Here is a 20,490-nt window from a genome sequence, read left to right as displayed (position 1 = left end):
ATACTTAAGATCAGCGATCTTGAGCAAGTCAGGTAAGGTGACGGAATGGTCATGCGGGTGGCGGTTCCCGTGCTGCCGTGCCGAGATGTGCAGGCAGCGCGGTCGTACTTCACGGACGTGCTCGGATTCGACACCATATTCACCTGGGAGACCCCACCTAGCTACGCGGCCGTGATCCGCGACACCGCCGAGTTCCACCTGTACGCCGAAAGCAGCGTCGGCCCGGCCAGGGTGGCGGTTGTCGTCGACGACGTCGATTCCTGCCACGACGAGCTGCGCGCCCGCGGCGCCGACATCGTCGAGCCATTGGCTGACCGGCCCTACGGGATGCGCGACTTCAACGTACGGACACCCGATGGGCACTTGTTGATCTTTAGCCAGCCGCTTACCGAGTACGGGTGACCATCAGCGGACCAGCCGGAAGAAGGACCGGACCTCGTCGACGAACAACGCCGGCTGCTCGAACGCCGCGAAGTGGCCGCCCTTGCCGGGCTCGTTCCAGTACCGGATGTTCGGGAACCGGCGCTCCGCCCACCGCCGGGACGGGCGCTGCAGCTCCTTGGGGAAGACCGAACAGCCGGTGGGTACGGTCACCGGCGCGCCGGCCGACCCGGAGATCCATTCGTTGACCTGCCGGAGGCTTTCCCAGTACAGCCGGGCGGATGAGGCACCGGTGCCGGGCAGCCAGTAGAGCATCAGGTTGTCGAGCAGCTCATCCCGGGTAATAACCCGATGCAGGTCGCCACCGGAGTCGGTCCACGACCAGAACTTCTCGACGATCCAGGCGCAGAGGGCGGCCGGCGAGTCGACCAGCCCGTAGCCGACCGTCTGCGGCCGGGTCGACTGCTGCGCCGAGTATCCGGAGCCCCATTCGTCCGCCTCCCGCAGTGTCGCGAGCGCCGTCCGCTCGGCACCGGTGAGGTCGTCCAACGTGGCCGGATCGGGCGGTGCGAGCGGCGGCATGAGATGGATGCCGGCGACCCGATCGGGTTGCCGTTGACCGATGCTCGTGGCGATGCTGGTGCCCCAGTCGCTGCCCTGGGCGCCGAACCGCCGGTAGCCGAGCCGGGCCATCAGCTCGCACCACGCGTCGGATATCCGCTCGATCCCCCACCCCGGCGCGGCCGGCTTGTCGCTGAAGCCGTAACCGGGAAGCGATGGGCAGACCCCTAGAACCGGCCGCTTAGTGCGCAGATTTTCGCCGTTCACACGACGAAACCGCAGCTCAACAGCCAGCACCCTACCCAAGATCAGCGATCTTGAGCCAAGTCAGGCAACAGAGCCCGAACGTCCGGTCGTCCCGATACCCGTCACCCGGTGAGCTCGGGCCGCGGAACGAATCCCGTCGCCGCGACACCTGATCCCGGCTCCCCCCGCCTACAGAGCTGGGGTGGGTTGCGCAACACATCGCGATCCACCCCAGCCGGTGCTGGTTCCGCTGGGAGCGAGTAGCGGCGTCTCCACCTCCAGCCACTCTTGCAGTGCAGCGCTCCCTACGCCCAGGAACCGACCTCCGTCGCCGTGTATTTGACCAGGCGCTCCAATAACGCGCGGTTTTCGCGTGCCCAAGGAGTTACCTCCAGTCCAGGGCGACAAAAGCAACAAGGGCTGGTTTCAATCCGGTGCGGTTTTCGCGTGCCCGGGGACGGTCATGCTATACAGCTACCTGCAATTCAAGCATTTCCGTTTCAATCCGGTGCGGTTTTCGCGTGCCCGGGGACTGTTGCTCGCGATCGGCATCTACTTCGCCGTTCGGTTTCAATCCGGTGCGGTTTTCGCGTGCCCGGGGACGATCTCCAAGTCCCTGCTCACGTGGGTTCTCCTCGGGTTTCAATCCGGTGCGGTTTTCGCGTGCCCGGGGACCGTGTCCGGAATGTCGGGCGGTTTGAGCTGGGCAAACATGGGGCTCGGGGGGCAACCTGTTGTCGATCATGATCTTGCATGAACATCGAGTGATCTTCGTGGAGCAAGTTCTCACAGCTCAGGCTTACTTTGGGATCTTTCCGCCAACCTACCCGGGATCCCGGGCGTGTCGGAGGTTGTAGCAAGGGGCATTTCCGGACAGAAGCTCCTGATGATCTCGACTGTGACGTCGATGTCACTGATTCTATCGGAGTTCGTCCGTCCGATCTCGGCATGAAGACTTCTCCCTCCCGACTGTTGAGTCGGATGTCAGACCAGCCGACGTTGTGGGCCGCGTGGTCGCGGGTCGCCGCCGGCACCGCACTGGCCGGAGCGGATGGCGTGACCGTCGCCGACTTCGCCCACCACCTCGGCCCACGACTGGAGTCGCTGGCCACGCTGCTGCGTAGCGGCGAATACACTCCACAGCCCTTGCGACTGATGACCATCAACCGTGGTGGCGAGCGCCGCGACCGGGGCATTCCGACCGTCGTCGATCGGGTCGCCCAGCCTGCCTTCCTACACGTGGCCGGGGACCGGTGGGAGACCCCGCCGCGCCGAGGTCAGCTTCGCCTACCAGCGGGGTCGTTCCTGGGTGGACGCGTTGACGATGGCCATCGCGTACCGGGACAGGGGTTTGCGGTTCGTGGTCCGCGCGGACATCGCCGACTTTTTCGGCAGCGTCGACCACCAGGTCCTCCATGGGATGGTTAGCGGCAGCCTCGCCGACCCCGTGGTCAGCCGGATCGTACACGGCTGGGTCACCGCGCCGATGCTCACCGCGGCCGGCCTTCGTACCCGGGTCCGGGGCATTCCCGAGGGCGCTCCGGTCAGTCCGACGCTGGCCAATTTCTACCTGCGTGAATTCGATTCCCGAGTCGACGGCCGGCACGGTCGGCTGGTGCGCTACGCCGACGACATCGCGCTGTTCTGCGTCGACTTCGACGCGGCGGTCAACGGCGCCCGGCAGATCGGGGCCGAGTTGGCCGCGCTCAGCCTGCGGCTGCACCCCGACAAGACGCAGATCACCACGTTCAACGCCGGGTTCAGCATGCTCGGCTGGGTGTTCGACGGCGACCGTGGCCGGCCCGAGCAGCCCAACCCGCACTGGACCCATCCGCTGCTCAACGCTGCGCAACCGGGCAGACTGCCGGGCGGCGACGGGAGCCGACGGTGATCGGCAAGCCGTTCCACGTCATCGGCCCGGACTGTGTCCTCGGCCGGCGCGAAGGCCGTCTTGTCGTGCATGTCGAGGGTGTGCTGCGCGCCTCCGCACCGCTGACCATGGTCGGTGAAGTGGTCACCACTGGTCGGGTGACCGTCACCCCGCACGCGATGCACAGCATGCTCGCCCACGGCATCCCGCTGATCCTGCTCAGTCGGACCGGCCGTCCGCTCGGCCGGCTCGAACCACCCACCGCCGGGCACATCTCCGCCCGGCTGCGCCAACTCGACCGACACCGCGACCCGATCGCCCGGCTCGATCTGGCCCGCGCCGTCATCACCGCCAAGATCGCCAACCAGGCGACGCTGTTGCGGCGCCGCGCCAAACGCAGCGGCGCGCCCGAGACGGTGTGGGCCGCGGTCACCCGGCTCGTCGAGTTCGAGCGGGCCGCCGGCGCCGCGACCGACCTGGCGCAACTGCTCGGCATCGAGGGCGCGGCTGCCGGCGCCTACTTCCGCGCCATCCGGGTGATGACACCGCCGGGGTACGGCTTTGCCGCCCGCGACCGCGGCCGACGTGACGTGATCAATGCGCTGATCAACTACTGCTCGGCGCTGTTGCGGGAAACCGTCCACGGGGCGATCCTCGCCGCCGGCCTCGACCCGTACCTGTCGTTCCTGCACACACCGAGCCGGGGCCGGCCCACGCTCGCCTTCGACCTGATGGAGGAGTGGCGGCCCGCGCTGCTGGAGAGCACCGTGCTGGCGGTCGTCGGACTGCGTACCGTGACCGACGCCGACTTCGACGGCACCCACCTGACAGCCGGCGCGACGTCCGCACTGATCTCGCGGTACAACACCCGGCTGGCCATGCCCGCCCGCGAATGGCCGGCCCCGACCGACCAGCCGACCTACCACCAACTGGTACGCCGCCAGGCACTGCGGCTGCGCGGCTGGCTGCTCGGCGAGCAGGAGCAGTACCGACCGTTCCGCTGGAGGTGACGCCGCCATGCAGCCGACCTGGTGGACCGTCACCTTCGACCTGCCCGCCGACCGTGACCGCCGGCAATTGACGACACTGCTTCGCCGCCACGGCGTACGGGTGCTCTACAGCGTCTTCACCATCCACATCGGCGATGCGCACCTGGACCGACTGCTCGCCGCCAGCGCCGAGCGGTTCACCGGCGGCGGGCACCTGCTGGCCCTGCCGTCCTGCCCCGACTGCGAAACCGCCGGGTACGGCGTACCGCTGGAGGTTCTCCCCGAGCAGGGCTGGACTGGCTGGTGAACCGGCCGGTGCTCGTCGTCTACGACGTCGTGAACGACCGCCGCCGCGCCGAGGTGCGCGCCCGGCTCGGCCCGATCGCCGACCGCATCCAGTACAGCGGGTGGCTGGTGCCGCCGGCGGTCAACCTGACTGCGGCACGGGTCGTCGCCGACCTCGCCGCAGTTGCCGGCCCAGCGGACCGGATCCACGCCCACGCCCCGTGCCCCGGCTGCGCCCGCCGGGCCAGGTGGCTGCCGCCCCGCCAGCCGCACCGCCTCACCCGTCAACCCGGCTGGACCGCCCACTGACCGGTGCCCCGTGCATCTACGGCGGCAGGGGAGGGAAACGGTGTCAGGCGTTGAACCCGCTGGCCTTCACTCCATCGATGAAGCTGGTCCACTCGACGGTGGTGAAGGTGAGGACCGGGCCGGTGTGGTCTTTGCTGTCGCGCACGGCGGTGATGGTGTGGGGTAGTTCAGCGACCTCGATGCATGCGCCGCCGTTGTTGTCACTGCGGGTCGACTTGCGCCATGCCGCGTTGGTCAGGTCCGGGGTGTCCATGATCAGCCTCTGTTCTCGTCTGCGATCCGCAGGATGAACTTGCGGGACTCCACCGGGCCCAGTGCGGCGGCGGTGAGTCGTTCCCAGAGCCGAGTGTATGCCCGGACTGCGTCGGGGCCGTCGAGGTAGTCGGCGTCGGTGAGGGTCTCCAGGTAGACGACTTCGGACGCCATCTCATCGCCGAAGCGCAGGAGGATGAAGTTGTACGACGAGGTTTCGTAGGTCTGGGCGTCGAACGGGAACACCTGGATCGTCACGTTGGGGCGGTTGGCGAGGGCCGCGAGGTGGATGAGCTGCTCGCGCATGGCGGGTGGGTTGCCGAGGGTGCGGCGTAGCGCTGATTCGCTGAGGATCAGGTGGAGGTGCGGTCCGTCCGGCTGGTCGATGACCTCCTGCCGTTCCAGTCGTACGGAGATCTGCCGTTCGAAGTCCTCGGTGTCGGTGTGCAGATTGAGGGCACGGATGTAGGGCTCGGTCTGAAGGATGCCGGGGATAACCTCCGGCTGGTACCAACGGATTTCGGTGGCATCTGCTTCGAGGTCGAGGTACTGGCGGAACCAGTCGGGGATGACGTTGCGGTAGCCGCTCCAGCGTCCGCGTTGGCGGCCGGCCCGCGCGAGCTCGCGTAGTGGTTCGGCGTCGTCGCCGGAGACGCCGTAGAAGTCGAGCAGCAGGGTGAGATCGGTTTGACGGATGCCGGACTGGCCGAGTTCCAGGCGGCTGATCTTGCTGGCTGAGGAGTCGATGATCCGGGCAGCCTCGTCCTGGGTCTTGCCTGCGGCTTCGCGGGCGCGCTTGAGGGCGTTGCCGAGCCGCCGGCGTTGGATCGTCGGATTGACCATGGTCGTGAGTATCTGACGGCTGCACTGGTGACTGTGGGACATGCGGGTCGGGTTCCCAAACTGTGATCTCACACGTACCATCGTTTTTAGACTTGCAATTTAGGAGTGTGGTTCGAGCTTGCGGGAGGTCGTATGTCTCGACGGGTCACGTATGAGGCGTACCTGGTGGCGGCGGCGATGACCCTGGCACGCCGACATCGGCCCGTGTGGTCCTGGCGCAAGTGGCGGCGGATCTGCCGGTGCGGTTCAGCGCTGCCGTGCCGGGGACGGCAGCGGGTTCCGATCAATCGGGGTCACTGGCCTGGGGAGACGCGGTGAGCGGACATCGTCCGGCGGTCCCGGCCTGCATGTGCGCTGGTCGCGGCTTGCCATGCCCGTGGCGGACGTGGCGGCAGTTACTCGCCAGGTACGCGGGCGCCCTCGTGTCGCTGTCGGTCTACATCGCGACGTGTCTGCTGGACACGATGTCCGACCTGCCGGGCTACCGGTACGGCTATCTCTACTCGCGGCTCGTGGGCTGGTGCCGCTGATGTCGGTCATCCGGCCAGGTGATGAGGACATGCACTTCGAGGACGGCTCGCACCGCTGGTACCCGCTCGACCCGGACGACCAGGACCAACAGGCGTGGGAGGAGCGGGTGCGGGAGCACCAGCGGCAACATCGTGAGGAAGAGCCGCCCCGGCGTCGATGGCGTCGACGGTCGATTTGAGCAACCGCAGTCAAGCGCAATTTCTGTCGAGTCGGGGACGCGGGCCGGCGGCGACAACCACCGATCCACACCCGTCCCGCCCGAAGAGGCAGACGATCGTGGACATCTGCACGTGTTGATCAGCGCGGTTCTCCTGTGCTTGGTGACGCACACAAGTGAACACGTGCCCACAGCCGCAACCTGGGCTTGTTTCAATCCGGCGCGGTTTTCCTGTGCTCGGCGACAATCCCGACGACGCTGTTCGTGGTTTGCTCGGCGCTGTTTCAATCCGGCGCGGTTTTCCTGTGCTCGGCGACCGTGCCCGGGGACCCGGGTGGAAACGCACTCTGGGTGTTCGCGAGCCGTTTCCATCCGGCGCGGTTTTCCTGTGCTCGGCGACTGTTGTGAGCGGGCTGTGGAACCAGAACACCAAGTTTCAATCCGGCGCGGTTTTCCTGTGCTCGGCGACTATCGTCAACGACGACATGCTCGACCTCGACGGAGGTTTCAATCCGGCGCGGTTTTCCTGTGCTCGGCGACATGTGTCGCGCCCCCTCAGGGGTTGGCGCAACACGGGTTTCAATCCGGCGCGGTTTTCCTGTGCTCGGCGACAGCGTCCGAAATGTCGGCCACCGTGACCTGGGCAAACATACGGCCCCGAGGGCAACCTCAAATTGATCATGATCTTGACATCGGTTCGGATGATCTCCCCGTAGTCAGTTTTCGCAGCTCGTCCATAGTTTGGGATCTTTCCGCCAACCTACCCCGGATCCTCGGCGTGTCGGAGGTTGACGCAATCGACATTTCACCGCAACTCCGGCACCTAATCTTACGCATATCGATATAAGGTCCATCCTCAACAACGGAGGATTCAGGCTCGACGCGACGGTCCCACCTCCGATCCCTAGGCCACCAACAACCGACACGGGAATCGTCGCTCACCGGGTCGGTTCAGGCAAGGGGAACGGTTGGTAGGAGTGAGTCTCCCGGTCGAACGAGAAGACCGTCCAGCGCCCCGGATCCGGTGCCGCCAACCGGGCGCCCAATGCCAACGAGATCGCCACCGAGCCGCTGAGGAAGACGGCGTGCCGACCAGTCCGGGCCGCGCTCGGCAGCGCAGCGGCCAGCCACTCCCGGCGGGCCTGCTCCACCACCCCGGTATAGGTGGCCGCGTCCTCGGTCAGCAGTGATCCCTCGCTGCGCAGCACCAGCAGGTGACCGATGCCGTGCTGCCGGCAGGTCGCGCGTACCGGATCGGCGAACTGCTGCCCGAAGCCTTGCAGGTCCAATGCGAGCGCCGCGCGCGACGGATCCCCTCCGTCGACGGTTTCCCAGCTCGCCGTCAGCGGCGCCGCCGCCGACTCGGTCGCCCGCAACGCCGTCGCCGCGAAGTACGCGGGAGACCCGTCGGCCTGGCGGACGGCGTGGACCCGCACCTCACGCGAATGTGTGTGACCCAACCGGGCCCCGAACCAGAATGCCAGGTGCAGCGGCATTGTCGGGATCAGGTTCACCCGGGTCGCCTCCGGCGTCAGCCGCTGCGCCAGCATCAACGCGTTGAACGTCTCATCCGCCAGGTCCTCGACCCGGGTCTTGTCCAGCGTTGGATCGCCGGACAGGGTGACCGCCGTAGCCACCGTCACCGCGCACGTCGACCGGCTGAACGCCTCGGCCTGCTGCTCGTACTGCCGGGCCCTGGGCAGCCCCCGCCCGGCGTCGCGCGCGGTCACCACGATCCCCACCTGCACCTGCCGGTGTACCCGCTCCCGCAGCCCGAACCCGGCCACCAGCAGGGCCACCCCGGCCAGGCAACCCACCACGAACCACCACCGCCCGGCCGCCTCGCCGACCATCACCGACTTGGCCGCCTCGACGCCGAACCCGCCGGCCAGTGCGCCGCCGACCGCCACCGACGCCGTCCCGTCCGACAACGCCGCCCGCAGGCCACCGGCCCAGCCGCCACGGGAGCCGCCCGAACCGCCGCCGCCCCGGAACGGCTGGCCGCCGCCGGTGGCAGAGCCGAACACCGTCAGCCCCGGGCCGTCCCACCGATCGTCCGCCATGGTGCCATCATCGACGCCAGTCGCACCACTGTGGAACCGCTGCCGGGGCACCGCTGCCATCGGATACCCGACACAGCCGGGATCGCGCCGATCCCACTGAGTAACGTTGGTCGGCTCGGCACCATTCCGCGACCACCCTCGATTGGACGGGCCGTGTCCCCTCGCGTTTCCTTCGTGCTGCACGCCGTCGGGCATGCCGACCTCGGCGTACCGCCGCCCGACAGCGCCGGTGCCACCGAGCTGCTGCGGCTGCTCGACGAGCGGCCCGACGACGAAGACCAGACCCGGCGGATCCTGCGGCTGCGCACCCCGACGCAGACCACCGGCGACACCGCGCCGCTGGCCGCCGCGCTCGCCGCCCTGCACACCGTCCCCGGCACCGCCATACACCTGGTCCTCGCGACCACCGCCCGGGTCAGCGCCATCGCCGCCGCGATCGACCGCGCCATCCGCCAACTGCCCGACCTGTACGGCGGCACCGTTGCCGCCGTCACCGTCATGCACGGCGACAGCCTCGACGAAGCCGACATCGCCACCGGTGTCACCCGGGTCCTCGACACTCACGCCGACGCCGGCACCGACCGGGCGTACGTCGTCTGGGGCAGCGGCTCCACCCAGACCGTCCTCGGCGCGCTCGACGCGGTGATCACCTCCGGGCTGCCGTGGTCGCTGATCCGCGTCGGCCCGACCGTCCCCGCCCGGCATGCCGTCTACGACCCGACCGCCGGGCTGCCCGTCGACCCGCTGGTGCCGTTGCTGCGCCGTTGGCGCTACCACGACCTGCTGTGCGACCTCGCCGACACCGGTCAGCTCACCCTGACCGCCGAGCAGCGGCGCATCGTCGATGCCGAGGCCGACCAGTACGGGCAGGCGTACGTCGCGCCGAACGCCGACCGGATGCGGGCGGTGATGGCCGCCGCGCTGATGCGCGGCGACGGCAGCAGCGGCTTCACGGTCCGCGCCTACGTCGCCCAGCGCTACCGCGAACTGCGCACCGCCGACAACTCCCCGGTGGACCTGCTCGCCTGGGCCGAACAGCACGCGAAACGATCCCCGGTCACCCTCGGGGCGATGCTGCGGATCATCCGCGAGCACCCCGCCGGGCAGGCCGATCCCGCCGTAGGGGCGGCGAAAGCCGCACCCAGCGGCCGGTGGCTCGCCTCGCAGATCGTGCACCAGCTCAACGAGATGGGCAAGGCCAGCGCCCACGAACTCAAACCACCGGACCCGCCGATGCTCGACGCGCTGCGCCGGCACCTGCGCCAGCACGACGGTGTGCCGGGAGCAGCGGCGGCCGGCGACGACACACCCGCCGGGCTCGGGTCGCTGACCCTGGTGCCCGGTGACACCGTCTGGTATCTCAGCATCGTCGGCAACCCGTCGCGGGACGGCGGCCCGTACATCGTCGAACAGGTCGTCACGGCCGCGGCCGACCCGGATCGGCACGACGACCTCGACCCGGCGGTCCGCACCTACCTCGGGGTGTCGTCCGGCCACCTGGTGCCGGTCAAGGCGCTGATCCTCGGCACCGCCGCCGGTACCTACCGGCACGCCCAGGACGCCGCCGACCGCCTGCGGGCCGCCGGGCACACCGCCGTCGCCGCCCCGATCGCCGATCTCGGCGTCGGCGCCGACGACCCGGCGGCGTTCACCGAACAGGTCGCCGCCAAGCTGTTGCGCCAGCAGGTCGGCCCGGACACCGGGGCGATCGTGCTGATCCCCACCGGACCGAAGGAACACGTGCTGACCCTGCTAGCCGCCGCGCAGCAGACCGCCGCCGTCCGCGGCATCCCGCTGTTCCTACGCCAGTTGGTCACCCGTGACCGGGGCGTGCTCGACGCCGGCACCCACCGGCTGCCGCTGCGTTTCGGCACCGACCTGGCCATCCTCAGCGCTGCCAGCCACGCCCTGGACATCGCCGAACTCGACACCGCCGCCCGGCTGCTCGGCACCCTCCCCACCGGGGAGCCGCTGAGCGCCCGCGCGTTGAGCCTCTCCGACGCGGTGCGCTGCGGCACCCGGCGGCTCCGCCGCTGGCCGGTGCCGGTGCAGGCCAGCGTCAACAAGACCGAGGACTGCACGTTCCGGATGATCGGCGAACGGATCGACGTGTGGGCAACCCTGCCCGGCATCGACCGGGAGGTCGCCACCGGCATGCGCGCCGTCATCGGCGCCTGCGCCGGCACCGAACACTCCATCGACACCGACCGGCTCAAGGAGGCCACCCGGCGGCAGGTGCTGCGCCCCCTGTACGAGGTCCGCAACCGGCTGCCGATCACGCACGGCCACGGCTCCCTCGACGGCGGAACCCTGGAGTCGCTGATCCTGGATCGCACCGGGGCATCGCAGCACACCGTCAGCGGACTGCTCGCCGCGATGGCCGACGCCGCCCGCAGCACCTTCGGCGACCGATCCGGCGACGGCCCCCGGCTGGCCGACCTGCTCGACGGGCTGCGTGCCGACGTGCGGCAGCTACGGGACGCCGAATACGCCCGACGGGCCGGCGCCGGGCTCCGGTAGGAGGATCACCACCGGAGCCCGGCGCCGGGTCCGCCGGCCTACCCAGTCTCGGCCCACCACCGGCCGACGGTCATCCGGGGTGCCGGTCGGTCGGGTCGTACGGCAGCGGCAACGAACCCGGGTCGGACAGCTCACCCAGCGACAGCCGTCGCCCGTACAGCAACCCCGCTCTCTTACCGATCTTGTCGTTGGCCACCCACCAGTCGTAGGTGGTGCTGCGCGGCGCGGCCGGCAGACCCGCCGGTGAACCGTCCGCCTTACGCGGGTAGTGCACCGGAGCACCGACGAACCCGTACGCGGCGTTGAGGAACTCCTCCCGCACCTCGTTCAGATGCTCGCGCAGCACAGCGTCGTAGTCGGTGACAAGCTGGCGGGCCGCGTCCAGGTCCGCGTCATCGGCCGGCGGTGACGGCGACACCGCACGGTAGCGGTCCGGCAGCCGATCGCCGGTGAACAGGCGGGTCACCTGCCAGTCGACCGCGACCTGCACCGCGCCGAAGCCCAGCGGCTTGCCAAGTCCCAGTTTGAGGCAGGCGCCGTCGGGCAGCGACAGCAGCCACAGCAGCGCCCCCAGCTCCGTGCCGGTGAGATTGTCGACCTGGAGGGTGAGCGTGAACGACGTTCCCGGCTTCACCCACTGCGACACCGACGTGATGACCCTTGCTGCGTTGTCTTGCGTCTCGCCGCCGCCCGACGCGAACGCGTACTCCCGGAAGCGGGTCCGCCCGCCGACAGTCACCGGTCTCGGACCGTTCGGAGTAGCCGGACGGGGCGGCTGAACCTGCGGTGTCCAGTAGTTTGCCGCGCCCCGCTCGCCGTCGAGTACCTCGGCGTGGGTCAGGTAGACCTTACGGCCACGCAACCGCCGTCCGTCGCCGCTGGCCGGGTAACCCTGCCCGGCGCTCCGCTCCGGAGCCTCCAGTGGTGCCCCGTCGCGGTCGCCGAGATAGAACAGGAACTGCGACGGTTTCGGCCCGTTGAGCACGACCAGTTCCAGCGGCCGGTTGAGCCGGTGAATCCGATCCTTGCCAGGTGTCCCCGCGTCGTCGGGCGGAAGCACCCTCAGATGCCCCCGATGTGCCACCCTCGAATCGTCCTCGCCCTGGCGGACCCAACCAAACACCCGGTCGGCGGGAGAGAGCTGCGTGCGGTTGACGGCCGGATGGTGCCGCTGTGGCAGACTGGTCGACGGCGCTCCGGGAAAAGGCACCCGCCCGATCATCGCCGGATACAGCCCGATCGGTGTGTCCTTGTTGTTCGACTCCACGTAGAGCGTGTCACCGACGTGCAGCGTCCGCCACCGCTTCGCGTCCCACACGTAGCTGCCGTAGTTGCCCCTCAGATCGCGTTCCGTCTCGTGGGCACGCTCGTAGGAATCGATCACCGCCCGCCACCCGTCGATCAGCGCTTTGCCGACGGTCAGGGTCGACAGCTTCGGCGTTGCCGGTCCTTCCGCAACCCCCGTGACGACGAACCGTTCGAACCTCTTGCGTCCGCGGCCGGCCGGAAAGGTGCTCTCCGTGACGTGCAGTCGTCCCCGGACCCGTACCAGCGGATGTTGGGTGACGACCAACCCCGTGTTGTTCCTCTGCTTCTTGCCCTTTCTCTGCGCTTCCTTGGCCCGCTGTGTCGCCAGGTCCCGTTCCTCCCGCCGGTCGGCGACGCGACGCTTTTCCGCCACCGACTTGTCGCACAGCTTGCCGGGCCTGGCATACATTGCCACTCGCCACAGTGGGAAGATGCCGAGCTTGGCGAAGTAGATCCACGCCTCCATTTCGGGGCTACGCGAAGATACCTGCTGGGCGGCGGCGCCGTGGCCGACTACACCACTGCACCCGCCGACGCACTCACACGGCAGGTCCCGGGGCACCCACACCGCCGTCTGCACCGGCTTCGTCAGCCGATCTCCCCGCCAGTCACGCGGGTTCAGCGCTTTGACCATCCGCAGCTCCGCGCCGCCATCCCTGTTGATCTTCGTCACCACGGCGGGTCGTAACCGCTGGGCATGATTGGCGGGGGCCCGGATCGCCAACTGCTGGTCGTGGCCGGCGAACACGCCGAACCGTGAGTTGGTGATCGCCTCGTACGCCGACCGCAGCGCGCCCTTGACCGCCGAGCCGGCCAGCACCGGCCGGTCGGCGTGGTCGACCCGCACCGGCAGCGGCGCGTCGGGCCCGGTGCCGTCGGCCGCGCGCCGGCCGTGATCCGGGATCAACATCGGGGTACGGGTGGTGACGCGCACCCCGATCGTGCCGGTCCACCGCTCAGGGTCGTAGCGGTCGTGGCCGGCCGGTGGCCCGTCGGCCAGCTCCGCCGGCAGGGCCTCCCGATCCGGGATGGACACGAAGCCGTACGGGTTGAGGAAGTGCCCCTCGGTGTCACTCAACTCCGCCGGGCCGACCGCGTCGACGGTCGGGTGCTGGTCACTCATCGGGCTTCGCCTCCTCGACTGCGGTGCTCCGCTGGATGCGGCCGGGCGACCAGCCCGACCAGTTGTTCGTCGACCACGGCGGCGTTGCCGTGCCGGTCCTCCTCGACGTACTCGACGGCCCGCAGCCACACCAGGTCGCCGTCAACGGGAACCCGGCCGTCGGCACGGGTGTCGACCGGCACGTGCAGTACGCCGATCCGCGCGTCGTGCAACGCCACCCAACCCGGTCCGGGGGCCGGGCCGACCACATTCCCCCACAGCAGCCGCTCGTGCTCCCGCAGCAGCCGCTCGTGCGGTTGCGGCCCGAGGCCGCGGACCCGGATGGCGGTGCCGGACCCGGCGGAGCGGTGCCGCCAGCGCAGTTCCTCGGTGGTGCTGAACGCCCGCAACTCGAACACCCCGGTCAGGTCCAGCGCCGTGCCGTCGGCGCCCCGGGGCACCCCGTCGGTGCCGAACCGGAACCAGCGGGCGTCGGCCGGCCGGTAGCAGAACCCGACTCCCGCACTCCCGTCGTCGACGAACGTGCGCAATGCCTGGTCGGCCGGGCAGTCTCCCAGCTCCGAGATGACACGTCCCACGCTGCTCACGCCGTACCCCCTGTCGTCGCCGCCAGCCAGGCTGCGGTAAGCGGCCCGGTCAACTCCTCGTCGGCTAGCACCTCGGCCAGCGACCGGTCGTCGAGTGCGCGGCACCAGCCGGTCCGGCGCCCGGCCCGGAACGTCACCGCCGTCGGCGCGACCCGCACCCCGCCCGCGCCGCGGGTGGTGCCGTGGCCGAAGCCGAGCCAGCCGTCGCACATATCCCGCAGCACCAGCAGCAGCAACGCCAGCGCGGCCCGCCGGTCGTCGTCGGTGCCGGGTGTCGTCGGATCCTGGTCGAGCTGGTCCACCGCCAGGTCGAGGGTGATCGGCTGCCACGCGTCCCCGCTGGTCTCGTGCGGCTCCACCGTCGCGAACAGCAGCGACTCGGCCGCCCCGCCGGTCCACCGGTCGACCGCCACGTGGTGGGCGATGGTGAACCGGATCCCGTCGACCGCGCCGTTGAGGTCGTCGACGGCGTGTTGCAGCCGGCCCAGCGCGGCCCGCTGCTCGTCCGCCCTTCTCGGTGGCGCCGCCGCACCGTCGCCGTGCTGCCCGTTGCCGTTGCGCCTCTCGGCGTGGCTGGTCGGCGCGCTGAGCCGCTGCTGCAAAAGGCGTACCGCGTTCCACTGGGCGGCCGGCAGGACGGTCCTGCTGACACAGGTGGCGACCTGTAGCGCGCCGCGCCGCCCGGCCGGCAGGTCCCGGCTCACGCTGTCGCGGGCGGCGGCGGTGCCGAACAGCGCCGCCACCGGCCCCAGCCCGTCGGCCCGCATCTGGTCCAGGAACTCCTCCGGCGCCTCGGCGCCGGTCACCGTGCGGGTGATCCGTTCGGCGTGGCTGCGCAGTACCCCCTTGATCGAGCTACCCGGCAGTTCCAGGCGCTGGCTGCCGTCACCGCCGCGCCCGGTCAGCGGAAATGCGCTGACCACGTCACCGTCCGAGCTGACGTGCACCGCCAGCGGGCCGTGTTGGCGCCACGGCACGATGACCCGCAGTACGCCGGCCGGCACCTCGGCCGGGTCTGCCGCCGGCAGCTCGACCAGCTTCCCACCGGAGCGCAGCGCGGCGATCATGCCGGCCCGGGTGGCCAGGTTCGATTCTCGCAGTACGGCGTCCTCCAGCCGGACCAGGCCGAGGCCCCGACTGGTGGCGGCCCCGACGCTGATCCCCGGGCCGCGTAGCCGGGCGGCGACCGCGTGGACGAGGTCCTCCGCCGTGTCCGCCTCGATGCTCTCCGGCGCGTCGACCACCATCCGGAAGGCGAACCGGGTGCCGGCGGGCAGCACCTCCCGGCTGAACAGGTGCCCCTTGGCGGCCACGCCGTGCACCCGGTCGATCGACACGTGGTCACGCACCTCGGCCGGTGGCGCTTTCACAGCGGGGGCGTCGTCGACCCGTACCCGGGAGGCTTCTCCGCCGTCACCGTCGCGGTCCGGCGGCAGCCCCCACAGCCGATGGTCCGGTACGCCTTCCGCCTGCAACGCCGACCGGATCACCCCGGCCAGCGCGGTGCCCGGCAACAGCGGACGGCCGGCGCCGTCGCGGGCCTGGACCAGTTGTGCCGGCCCGACGTCGAGCCCGCCGATGTGCAGCGGCGCCTGGGCGACGAGCGTGCCGGTCAGCTCCCACCGGCTGGTCACCCGGCGGCTCATGACCTTGCCCCCGCCGGCCGTGTGGCGACGGGTTCGTCGCCCATCGGCCGGTTGCGACGCTGCTCGACCTCGGCCCGGACCACCTCGGCCAGTAGCCACCCGGCCGCCGCCGGGTGCAGTTCCGCGGCCAGCCCGGCCGGTGGATGCGCTGCCAGGCAGTTCCACAGCCCGTCGGCACCGGGCCCGCCGCTCGGACCAGATCCGTTGCTCGCGCCGGAGGTGAGCGCCGTCAGCCGGTTGAGCCGGTCCTTACCCCAGATTTCCCTGCGCGGCCGGCTGCGGGCGGTCGCCGCGATCCAGCTCCGCATCTGTTCCGGGCCGCCAGCCGCGGTGAGCCGGCCGGCCAGGGTACGTAACGTGCCGAGCTGTGCCGCCGTCGCGTCCGGCGGCACGAACCTGTGCCGCAGCTCAGCGCTGGCCGCTCGAACCGCCGCGGTGCGGTGCAGTTCACGTCGCCAGCCGCGCCGCAGCAGCTCCACCGCCAGGGCGGGCAGGCCGGCAGTGGCTAGCTTCCTGGTGGCCGGCTCGGTGGCCGGACCAGCGGCCGGCTCGGTGGCCGGACCAGCGGATTTTCCGACGTTGGGCTGCGGGTACGGGCTGGGCAGCCGGATCGTGCCCCTCTCGAGTAGTCCAGGTTGCAGCGCCACCCGGCCGTACCCCTCGGCGGTCCGCTCCCCCAGGCCGGTCTCTTCAACCCGCACCAGCGCCTGCTCGTCCGGCTTCCCGGTCATCTGGAACCGGATGACGCTGCCGGCGGCCAGTCCGGTCAGCGAGGGTCGTGGCATCGACCAGCGGCGCTGCCACGACTCGACCCGCCGGGTGGTGACCAGCTCCCTCGGCGGCCCTTCGAGAGCGGGCTCCGGCAGCGTCAGCGTGACCCCGAGCTGCTTCTCCAGGACGGCACCGACCGCCGCCGGGTCGGTGACCGGCTCACCGGCCGGACCGGAGAGCAGCAGGTCCGACAACAGCCAGACGACGAGCTGACCGTCGTCGCCGCCGTCCGTCCGGGCCTGCGTCGAGCGTGTGGTCAGCGGTGACTCACCCGGATCGCGCACCTCGACCCTGACGTGGCCGTAGTCGTCCTTGCGGGACCGGCCGATCGCATGCTCGCCGCCGAGCCAGCGGACGTCCAGCTCCGCGTCGGCCGGTAGCCACAGCTCGCAGCGCAGCACCGTGCCAGCGGCGATCGCCTCGTAGACGAACAGGCCGCCGGAGTCCTCGGTCGGCCGCTGCGACGCGTCGTCGACGACCGCGTGTGCCTGCGCCACCAGGTCCACCTTCGCGATGCGGATACCGTCGTCGCCGTCGGCCACGCAGAAGCCTGACATCGGCCGCAGTCGCTGGCCGTCGTCGGCCCGGGGCCGCAACAGATTGACCAGCTCCGCCGACTTGACGTCGGTCTCTTCGCTGCCGGGTTGTCCACCGTCTGGTGACTGACCGTCCGGTTGTCCACCATGGGCCTGCGCAGCAACGGCCTGCTCGCCAGCGGCCTGTGCACTGTCGGCCCTTGCACCACCGGCCTGCGCACCGCCGGCCCGCGCACCGTTCGGCTTTTCCGGGTCGGTGTCCTTGGGTCGGTGCAGGGCACGCGGCACCGGCAGCGACCGCTCGCCATCGACTTCCACGGTGGCGTTGGTGACCACCACCCGGCCCCCGGTGATCAGCTCGGTGGCCGACGCGCCGAGCGCCCGCCACACCATCGGCAGCAGCGACGTGCCCGGCACGAAGTGCTCCGTCAGCACCATGTTGCCGATCACTCCCCGGGCCACCAGCAGCGGCGTGAGCGCGGTGATCCGCAGATCGTGCCGGTGCAGGGGTGGGTCGGGGGCCCGGGTGCCCAGCGGCGAGGCGGCCGGGGCGGCGCGCCCACTCTTCGACGTCATCGTCGCCGCGGCCATCTCCACCGCCTTGGCCGGGGACCGGGCCTCGTCGACCTTGCCCAGCAGGGCGTTCAGCACGGGATCTGCGCCCTCGCCGGCACCCTGGCCGCCGCCGTCGTGGTCCTGCGGACGGCCGCCGTCGTCCGGCTCACTCGGACGGCCGTCGGCGTCGCGTTCCCGCGGGTGGTCGCCGGCGTTGCGCTCCTGCGCGCGGTCGCCGGCGATGGTGACCCGGCAGCGGCCGGCGCCTCGGCGGCGCTTGCCCCCGATCGCGTCGACCAGCCGGGCCGCGGCCCGAAGCAGCAGCTCCGCCTCCCACGGCACCGGGGTGCCGGCGGCGAGGTCAGGGAAGTCCAACTGCCAGTCGGCGGTCACCGTCAACCCGGTCGCGGCCCGCTCCTCGATCCGGAACGTGTCGTCGGCGGCGGTGTGCCGGTCGGGGTCGATCGCCACCCCGGGGCGCAGCAGCACTGCCGCCTCCCGGGCCAGGACGCGGTTTTTGTCGTCGAACGCGGCGATCGCGTCCCGGACCTCGGCGGACAGGCGCAGCGGCCGAGCATGCAGGACCGCGGGGACCGGCGTGACACGCGGCTGCGGCCGGAACTGCGCACCGGAGTGGAGCCGCTGCCGGGACGAGGCACCCGGCTGGCTGCCGAAGACCGTCTCGACCCAGGCGTGCCAGGTGCCAATGGCACCGTCGTTTAGCCCGACGGCGACGGTCTCCGCCGCGTCGCGCAGCACCGCCGCCAGTGCCTTGCCACGCAGCATCGGCAGCCCGTCGGTGTCACGTTGCACCTCACGGTCCACCGCGCCGTGCCGGCCGGTGCCGGTGCCGCAGGCCCAGTCGCTGAGGAACTCCACCTCGACGGCGAACGGCCGGCCGTTGCCCAGGCCGGCGTCGGTGTCGCGTACGGGCTCGTCGTTGGCCATCAGGCCGCCCTCCCTTCTCGCCGCTGCCCGCCGTGGCGGTCGGTGTGTCGGCTGGCGTGCGGCGCGGTGCCGGTCGCCATGTCGATCAGATCGATCGCGCCGAAGATCCGGCTGAACCACACCCGCCGGTCCTTGTCGTCCCGCGAGCGCCGTGTGAGCTGCCCACCGTTCGGGCCGGCGGGTTCAGGCACCAGCAGGTGCGTGCCGAGGAATGCGCTCGCCGCCGCCGGATCAGGCGCCCAGACGGTGACCTGGTCGCGTGCGCGGTCAGCTTCGGTACGGCCGACGAGCAGCGCCTGCCGCAGCCGGCGCAACGCGCTGCGGGACAGTACGGGCGGATTGTCCTCGCTCTGCCGCCGGCCCAACTCCTCAACCGCCGCCCGCAACAGCGCGATGTCGTGCGCCGCCGCCCGGCTTCCCCCTCCCGGCGCACCGATCACCACCGGGCCGGGCCACAACTGCAACTCGGTCGCGTCGCCGTCGAGCACACTCAGCGGGGTACGGACCAGATCCAGGTGCTGCCCGATCGAGTCGTGCAGCACATGGAAGTCCAGCGCGCCACAACTGGGATCGATCTGTTTGATCTGCTTGGCGGAGGTGCACAATTTCTCCGCCAGCTCGTACGCCTCACTGAACGGGTAGTGCGGCTTGACGTACGCGATCCCGGCGCAGGCGGTCAGGCCCGGCCGGTCCATGTCGGCCAGCACCCGCGAAATGTCCGGATGGTCGGCAGCGGTCCGCGCGAACTGCTCGACGAAGGTTGCGGTCACCTCGAACGCCGGCCGGGCGTCCATCACCACGGTCACGTCGTCGCCGCCGACCACCAGCGGCAGCAGCCAACCGGTCCGACCGGCGACCTGTCCGACGGCGTGCCGCAGGGCGGCGACCGTCACCTCGTCCAGCGCCGTGCTGAAGGTGGCCAGCCGGTCGAGAAACTCCCGTCCGGAGTACGCCTCGGCGATGCCGCGGAACACACCACCGATGCCGTTGCCGTCGGCGTGCATCACCGCCACCCAGCCGGCGTTGCTCACCCCGTCGTTCAGCCTGTCGGTCGGGACCACCGCCGAGTCGACCAGTTGGCCGGCCATCCGGTCCCGGCCGTCGTTGCGCCGCCGCCAGGCCGCGTCGACCTTCGCCGCCCTCGGGTACGGGGTGTCGCCCTCATAGCCCAACGCCGTCGACGGCTGGCCCGAGTAGTGGCAGGGTCGGGTGAACGGCAGCGTCGGGTGCCGCAGCAGCGCCGACGGACGGCGGCTGCGCCACGCCGCCTGCCGACGGTACGCCTGCTCCAGGCTCTTGCCCAGATCGGCTTCGTTCACCGGACCAGGGTCCACAGTGCCCCAAATTTCCAGGCCCGGTGCCTCGTCGATGGCCCGGCGGGTCACCGCCCGGATGACGTCCCTGCCGGTGTCCGCGTCGTCGGCCAGCAGCAGCGCCTTTCCGGAAGCGACCACGACGATCTCGACGACAGGGGTCTCTCGACCCTCATTGGTGTCATCGACGGCGTTCTTCACCCATTCGGTGCCGGCCCGGTAGATCAATTCGCTGGCACCGACGTTCACGGCCTGTTTGTTGCTGGCGAAAACATATGCCTGATTGGCGCCGGTCTCAATGATCACCCAGTGCCGGCGGTCCTCAAAACCTGGAGTTCGACTGCTCATCTACATCCCTTCGTCGCTGCGGATCCTGCAGGACACGCAGGCACGGCGGTCTCCGCGGGCGGCATCCAGGCACACATGGAAGACGCTGGTCGGCGGAAGTCGTGCTGCACAAAGGACAGCCGGCAAAAGTACCCGCTGGAGTGCCGTGAATGCACCTAGCTGTCCGGTCGGACTTCAGACAGTTCGCGTTGCTCGCTGGTGCGAAACCTGTCGTCGAACCGTCCGAGTCAACGGCGTTACGCCGGGGACCTTCGGCGGCAGGGCCGGCGGCAACGAGCTGAAGGTCTATGACGTGGTAGCGCGCCGACCGGCGCATGGTTGGAGCAGGGCGCGACCGCGCGTCTCCGG

Annotated in this window: 17 protein-coding genes and 1 CRISPR repeat array; of the genes, 8 read left to right on the top strand and 9 right to left on the bottom strand. The window is 70.4% G+C overall.

The features are described from left to right. Positions 1 to 45 precede the first annotated feature (45 nt). A complete protein-coding gene (locus ACN28C_RS19075) occupies positions 46 to 402 on the top strand; it encodes a VOC family protein (protein WP_422768901.1) in 357 nt (118 codons plus the stop codon). Between the two features lie 3 nt (positions 403 to 405). Here the strand turns inward: ACN28C_RS19075 and ACN28C_RS19070 are convergent, their stop codons facing one another. After that, complete coding sequence (locus tag ACN28C_RS19070; RefSeq protein ID WP_422768900.1) at positions 406 to 1,209, bottom strand: alpha/beta hydrolase; 804 nt, start codon at positions 1,207 to 1,209, stop codon at positions 406 to 408. Positions 1,210 to 1,561: 352 nt separating this feature from the next. On the opposite strand from ACN28C_RS19070, the gene ACN28C_RS19065 reads away from it, so the two are divergent. From ACN28C_RS19065 to ACN28C_RS19045, 5 genes are all read left to right on the top strand, one after another. After that, the gene (locus tag ACN28C_RS19065; RefSeq protein WP_422768899.1) at positions 1,562 to 1,945 is read left to right on the top strand and encodes a hypothetical protein; all 384 of its coding nucleotides are present in this window, start codon (positions 1,562 to 1,564) and stop codon (positions 1,943 to 1,945) included. Between the two features lie 411 nt (positions 1,946 to 2,356). Next, a complete protein-coding gene (locus ACN28C_RS19060; RefSeq protein WP_422768898.1) occupies positions 2,357 to 3,079 on the top strand; it encodes a reverse transcriptase domain-containing protein in 723 nt (240 codons plus the stop codon). Beyond that, positions 3,076 to 4,068, top strand: coding sequence for a CRISPR-associated endonuclease Cas1 (gene cas1 / locus ACN28C_RS19055; protein ID WP_422768897.1), 993 nt, complete (start codon positions 3,076 to 3,078; stop codon positions 4,066 to 4,068). Before ACN28C_RS19060 ends, cas1 begins: the two co-directional genes overlap by 4 nt. Before the next feature lie 7 nt (positions 4,069 to 4,075). Further along, positions 4,076 to 4,354 (top strand): hypothetical protein, encoded by a 279-nt coding sequence (locus ACN28C_RS19050; protein ID WP_422768896.1) that lies wholly within the window; start codon positions 4,076 to 4,078, stop codon positions 4,352 to 4,354. Next, positions 4,351 to 4,641, top strand: a complete 291-nt coding sequence (locus tag ACN28C_RS19045; RefSeq protein WP_422768895.1) for a CRISPR-associated endonuclease Cas2 — start codon at positions 4,351 to 4,353, stop codon at positions 4,639 to 4,641. Before ACN28C_RS19050 ends, ACN28C_RS19045 begins: the two co-directional genes overlap by 4 nt. 43 nt (positions 4,642 to 4,684) lie before the next feature. Here ACN28C_RS19045 and ACN28C_RS19040 read toward each other — a convergent pair whose 3' ends face one another. Continuing rightward, positions 4,685 to 4,894 carry a DUF397 domain-containing protein gene (locus tag ACN28C_RS19040; protein ID WP_422768894.1) on the bottom strand — a complete coding sequence of 70 codons (210 nt, stop codon included), beginning with the start codon at positions 4,892 to 4,894 and terminating at the stop codon, positions 4,685 to 4,687. A gap of 2 nt (positions 4,895 to 4,896) precedes the next feature. Further along, a complete protein-coding gene (locus tag ACN28C_RS19035) occupies positions 4,897 to 5,736 on the bottom strand; it encodes a helix-turn-helix domain-containing protein (protein ID WP_422768893.1) in 840 nt (279 codons plus the stop codon). 559 nt (positions 5,737 to 6,295) lie between these two features. On the opposite strand from ACN28C_RS19035, the gene ACN28C_RS19030 reads away from it, so the two are divergent. Then, positions 6,296 to 6,445, top strand: coding sequence for a hypothetical protein (locus ACN28C_RS19030; RefSeq protein WP_422768892.1), 150 nt, complete (start codon positions 6,296 to 6,298; stop codon positions 6,443 to 6,445). Between the two features lie 194 nt (positions 6,446 to 6,639). Then, a CRISPR array of direct repeats spans positions 6,640 to 7,036; the repeat unit is 30 nt; unit sequence ATCCGGCGCGGTTTTCCTGTGCTCGGCGAC. A gap of 326 nt (positions 7,037 to 7,362) precedes the next feature. Here ACN28C_RS19030 and ACN28C_RS19025 read toward each other — a convergent pair. After that, entirely contained in the window at positions 7,363 to 8,487 is a 1,125-nt protein-coding gene (locus tag ACN28C_RS19025; RefSeq protein WP_422768891.1) for an SAVED domain-containing protein, read from the bottom strand. 153 nt (positions 8,488 to 8,640) lie between these two features. On the opposite strand from ACN28C_RS19025, the gene ACN28C_RS19020 reads away from it, so the two are divergent. Then, complete coding sequence (locus ACN28C_RS19020; RefSeq protein WP_422768890.1) at positions 8,641 to 11,007, top strand: hypothetical protein; 2,367 nt, start codon at positions 8,641 to 8,643, stop codon at positions 11,005 to 11,007. A 70-nt stretch (positions 11,008 to 11,077) separates the two neighbouring features. On the opposite strand, the gene ACN28C_RS19015 is transcribed toward ACN28C_RS19020, so the two are convergent. From ACN28C_RS19015 to ACN28C_RS18995, 5 genes are read right to left on the bottom strand one after another with little or no spacing between them, the layout of a single operon-like run. Continuing rightward, entirely contained in the window at positions 11,078 to 13,438 is a 2,361-nt protein-coding gene (locus ACN28C_RS19015) for a TIGR03986 family type III CRISPR-associated RAMP protein (protein WP_422768889.1), read from the bottom strand. After that, complete coding sequence (csx19, locus tag ACN28C_RS19010; RefSeq protein ID WP_422768888.1) at positions 13,435 to 14,025, bottom strand: type III-D CRISPR-associated protein Csx19; 591 nt, start codon at positions 14,023 to 14,025, stop codon at positions 13,435 to 13,437. The genes ACN28C_RS19015 and csx19 overlap by 4 nt, the downstream gene beginning before the upstream one ends. Next, positions 14,022 to 15,659, bottom strand: coding sequence for an RAMP superfamily CRISPR-associated protein (locus ACN28C_RS19005; RefSeq protein ID WP_422768887.1), 1,638 nt, complete (start codon positions 15,657 to 15,659; stop codon positions 14,022 to 14,024). Before ACN28C_RS19005 ends, csx19 begins: the two co-directional genes overlap by 4 nt. An 8-nt stretch (positions 15,660 to 15,667) precedes the next feature. Beyond that, the gene (locus tag ACN28C_RS19000; RefSeq protein WP_422768886.1) at positions 15,668 to 18,481 is read right to left on the bottom strand and encodes an RAMP superfamily CRISPR-associated protein; all 2,814 of its coding nucleotides are present in this window, start codon (positions 18,479 to 18,481) and stop codon (positions 15,668 to 15,670) included. Beyond that, positions 18,481 to 20,100: a Cas10/Cmr2 second palm domain-containing protein gene (locus tag ACN28C_RS18995; RefSeq protein ID WP_422768885.1), complete on the bottom strand. Its 1,620-nt coding sequence runs from the start codon at positions 20,098 to 20,100 to the stop codon at positions 18,481 to 18,483. The genes ACN28C_RS19000 and ACN28C_RS18995 overlap by 1 nt, the downstream gene beginning before the upstream one ends. Positions 20,101 to 20,490 lie beyond the last annotated feature (390 nt).

It is taken from the genome of Plantactinospora sp. WMMC1484 (assembly GCF_049315195.1).
Classification (GTDB): domain Bacteria; phylum Actinomycetota; class Actinomycetes; order Mycobacteriales; family Micromonosporaceae; genus Plantactinospora.
This window is presented reverse-complemented; position numbering and strand designations above follow the sequence as displayed.

What these genes read in the sequence shown, in the direction of transcription:
- ACN28C_RS19075 (WP_422768901.1), top strand. Translation starts at nt 46, where the DNA reads ATGGTCATGCGGGTGGCGGTTCCCGTGCTGCCGTGCCGAGATGTGCAG.
- ACN28C_RS19050 (WP_422768896.1), top strand. Translation starts at nt 4,076, where the DNA reads ATGCAGCCGACCTGGTGGACCGTCACCTTCGACCTGCCCGCCGACCGT.
- ACN28C_RS19040 (WP_422768894.1), bottom strand. Translation starts at nt 4,894, where the DNA reads ATGGACACCCCGGACCTGACCAACGCGGCATGGCGCAAGTCGACCCGC.
- ACN28C_RS19035 (WP_422768893.1), bottom strand. Translation starts at nt 5,736, where the DNA reads ATGGTCAATCCGACGATCCAACGCCGGCGGCTCGGCAACGCCCTCAAG.
- ACN28C_RS19030 (WP_422768892.1), top strand. Translation starts at nt 6,296, where the DNA reads ATGCACTTCGAGGACGGCTCGCACCGCTGGTACCCGCTCGACCCGGAC.
- ACN28C_RS19025 (WP_422768891.1), bottom strand. Translation starts at nt 8,487, where the DNA reads ATGGCGGACGATCGGTGGGACGGCCCGGGGCTGACGGTGTTCGGCTCT.
- ACN28C_RS19015 (WP_422768889.1), bottom strand. Translation starts at nt 13,438, where the DNA reads ATGAGTGACCAGCACCCGACCGTCGACGCGGTCGGCCCGGCGGAGTTG.
- ACN28C_RS19000 (WP_422768886.1), bottom strand. Translation starts at nt 18,481, where the DNA reads ATGGCCAACGACGAGCCCGTACGCGACACCGACGCCGGCCTGGGCAAC.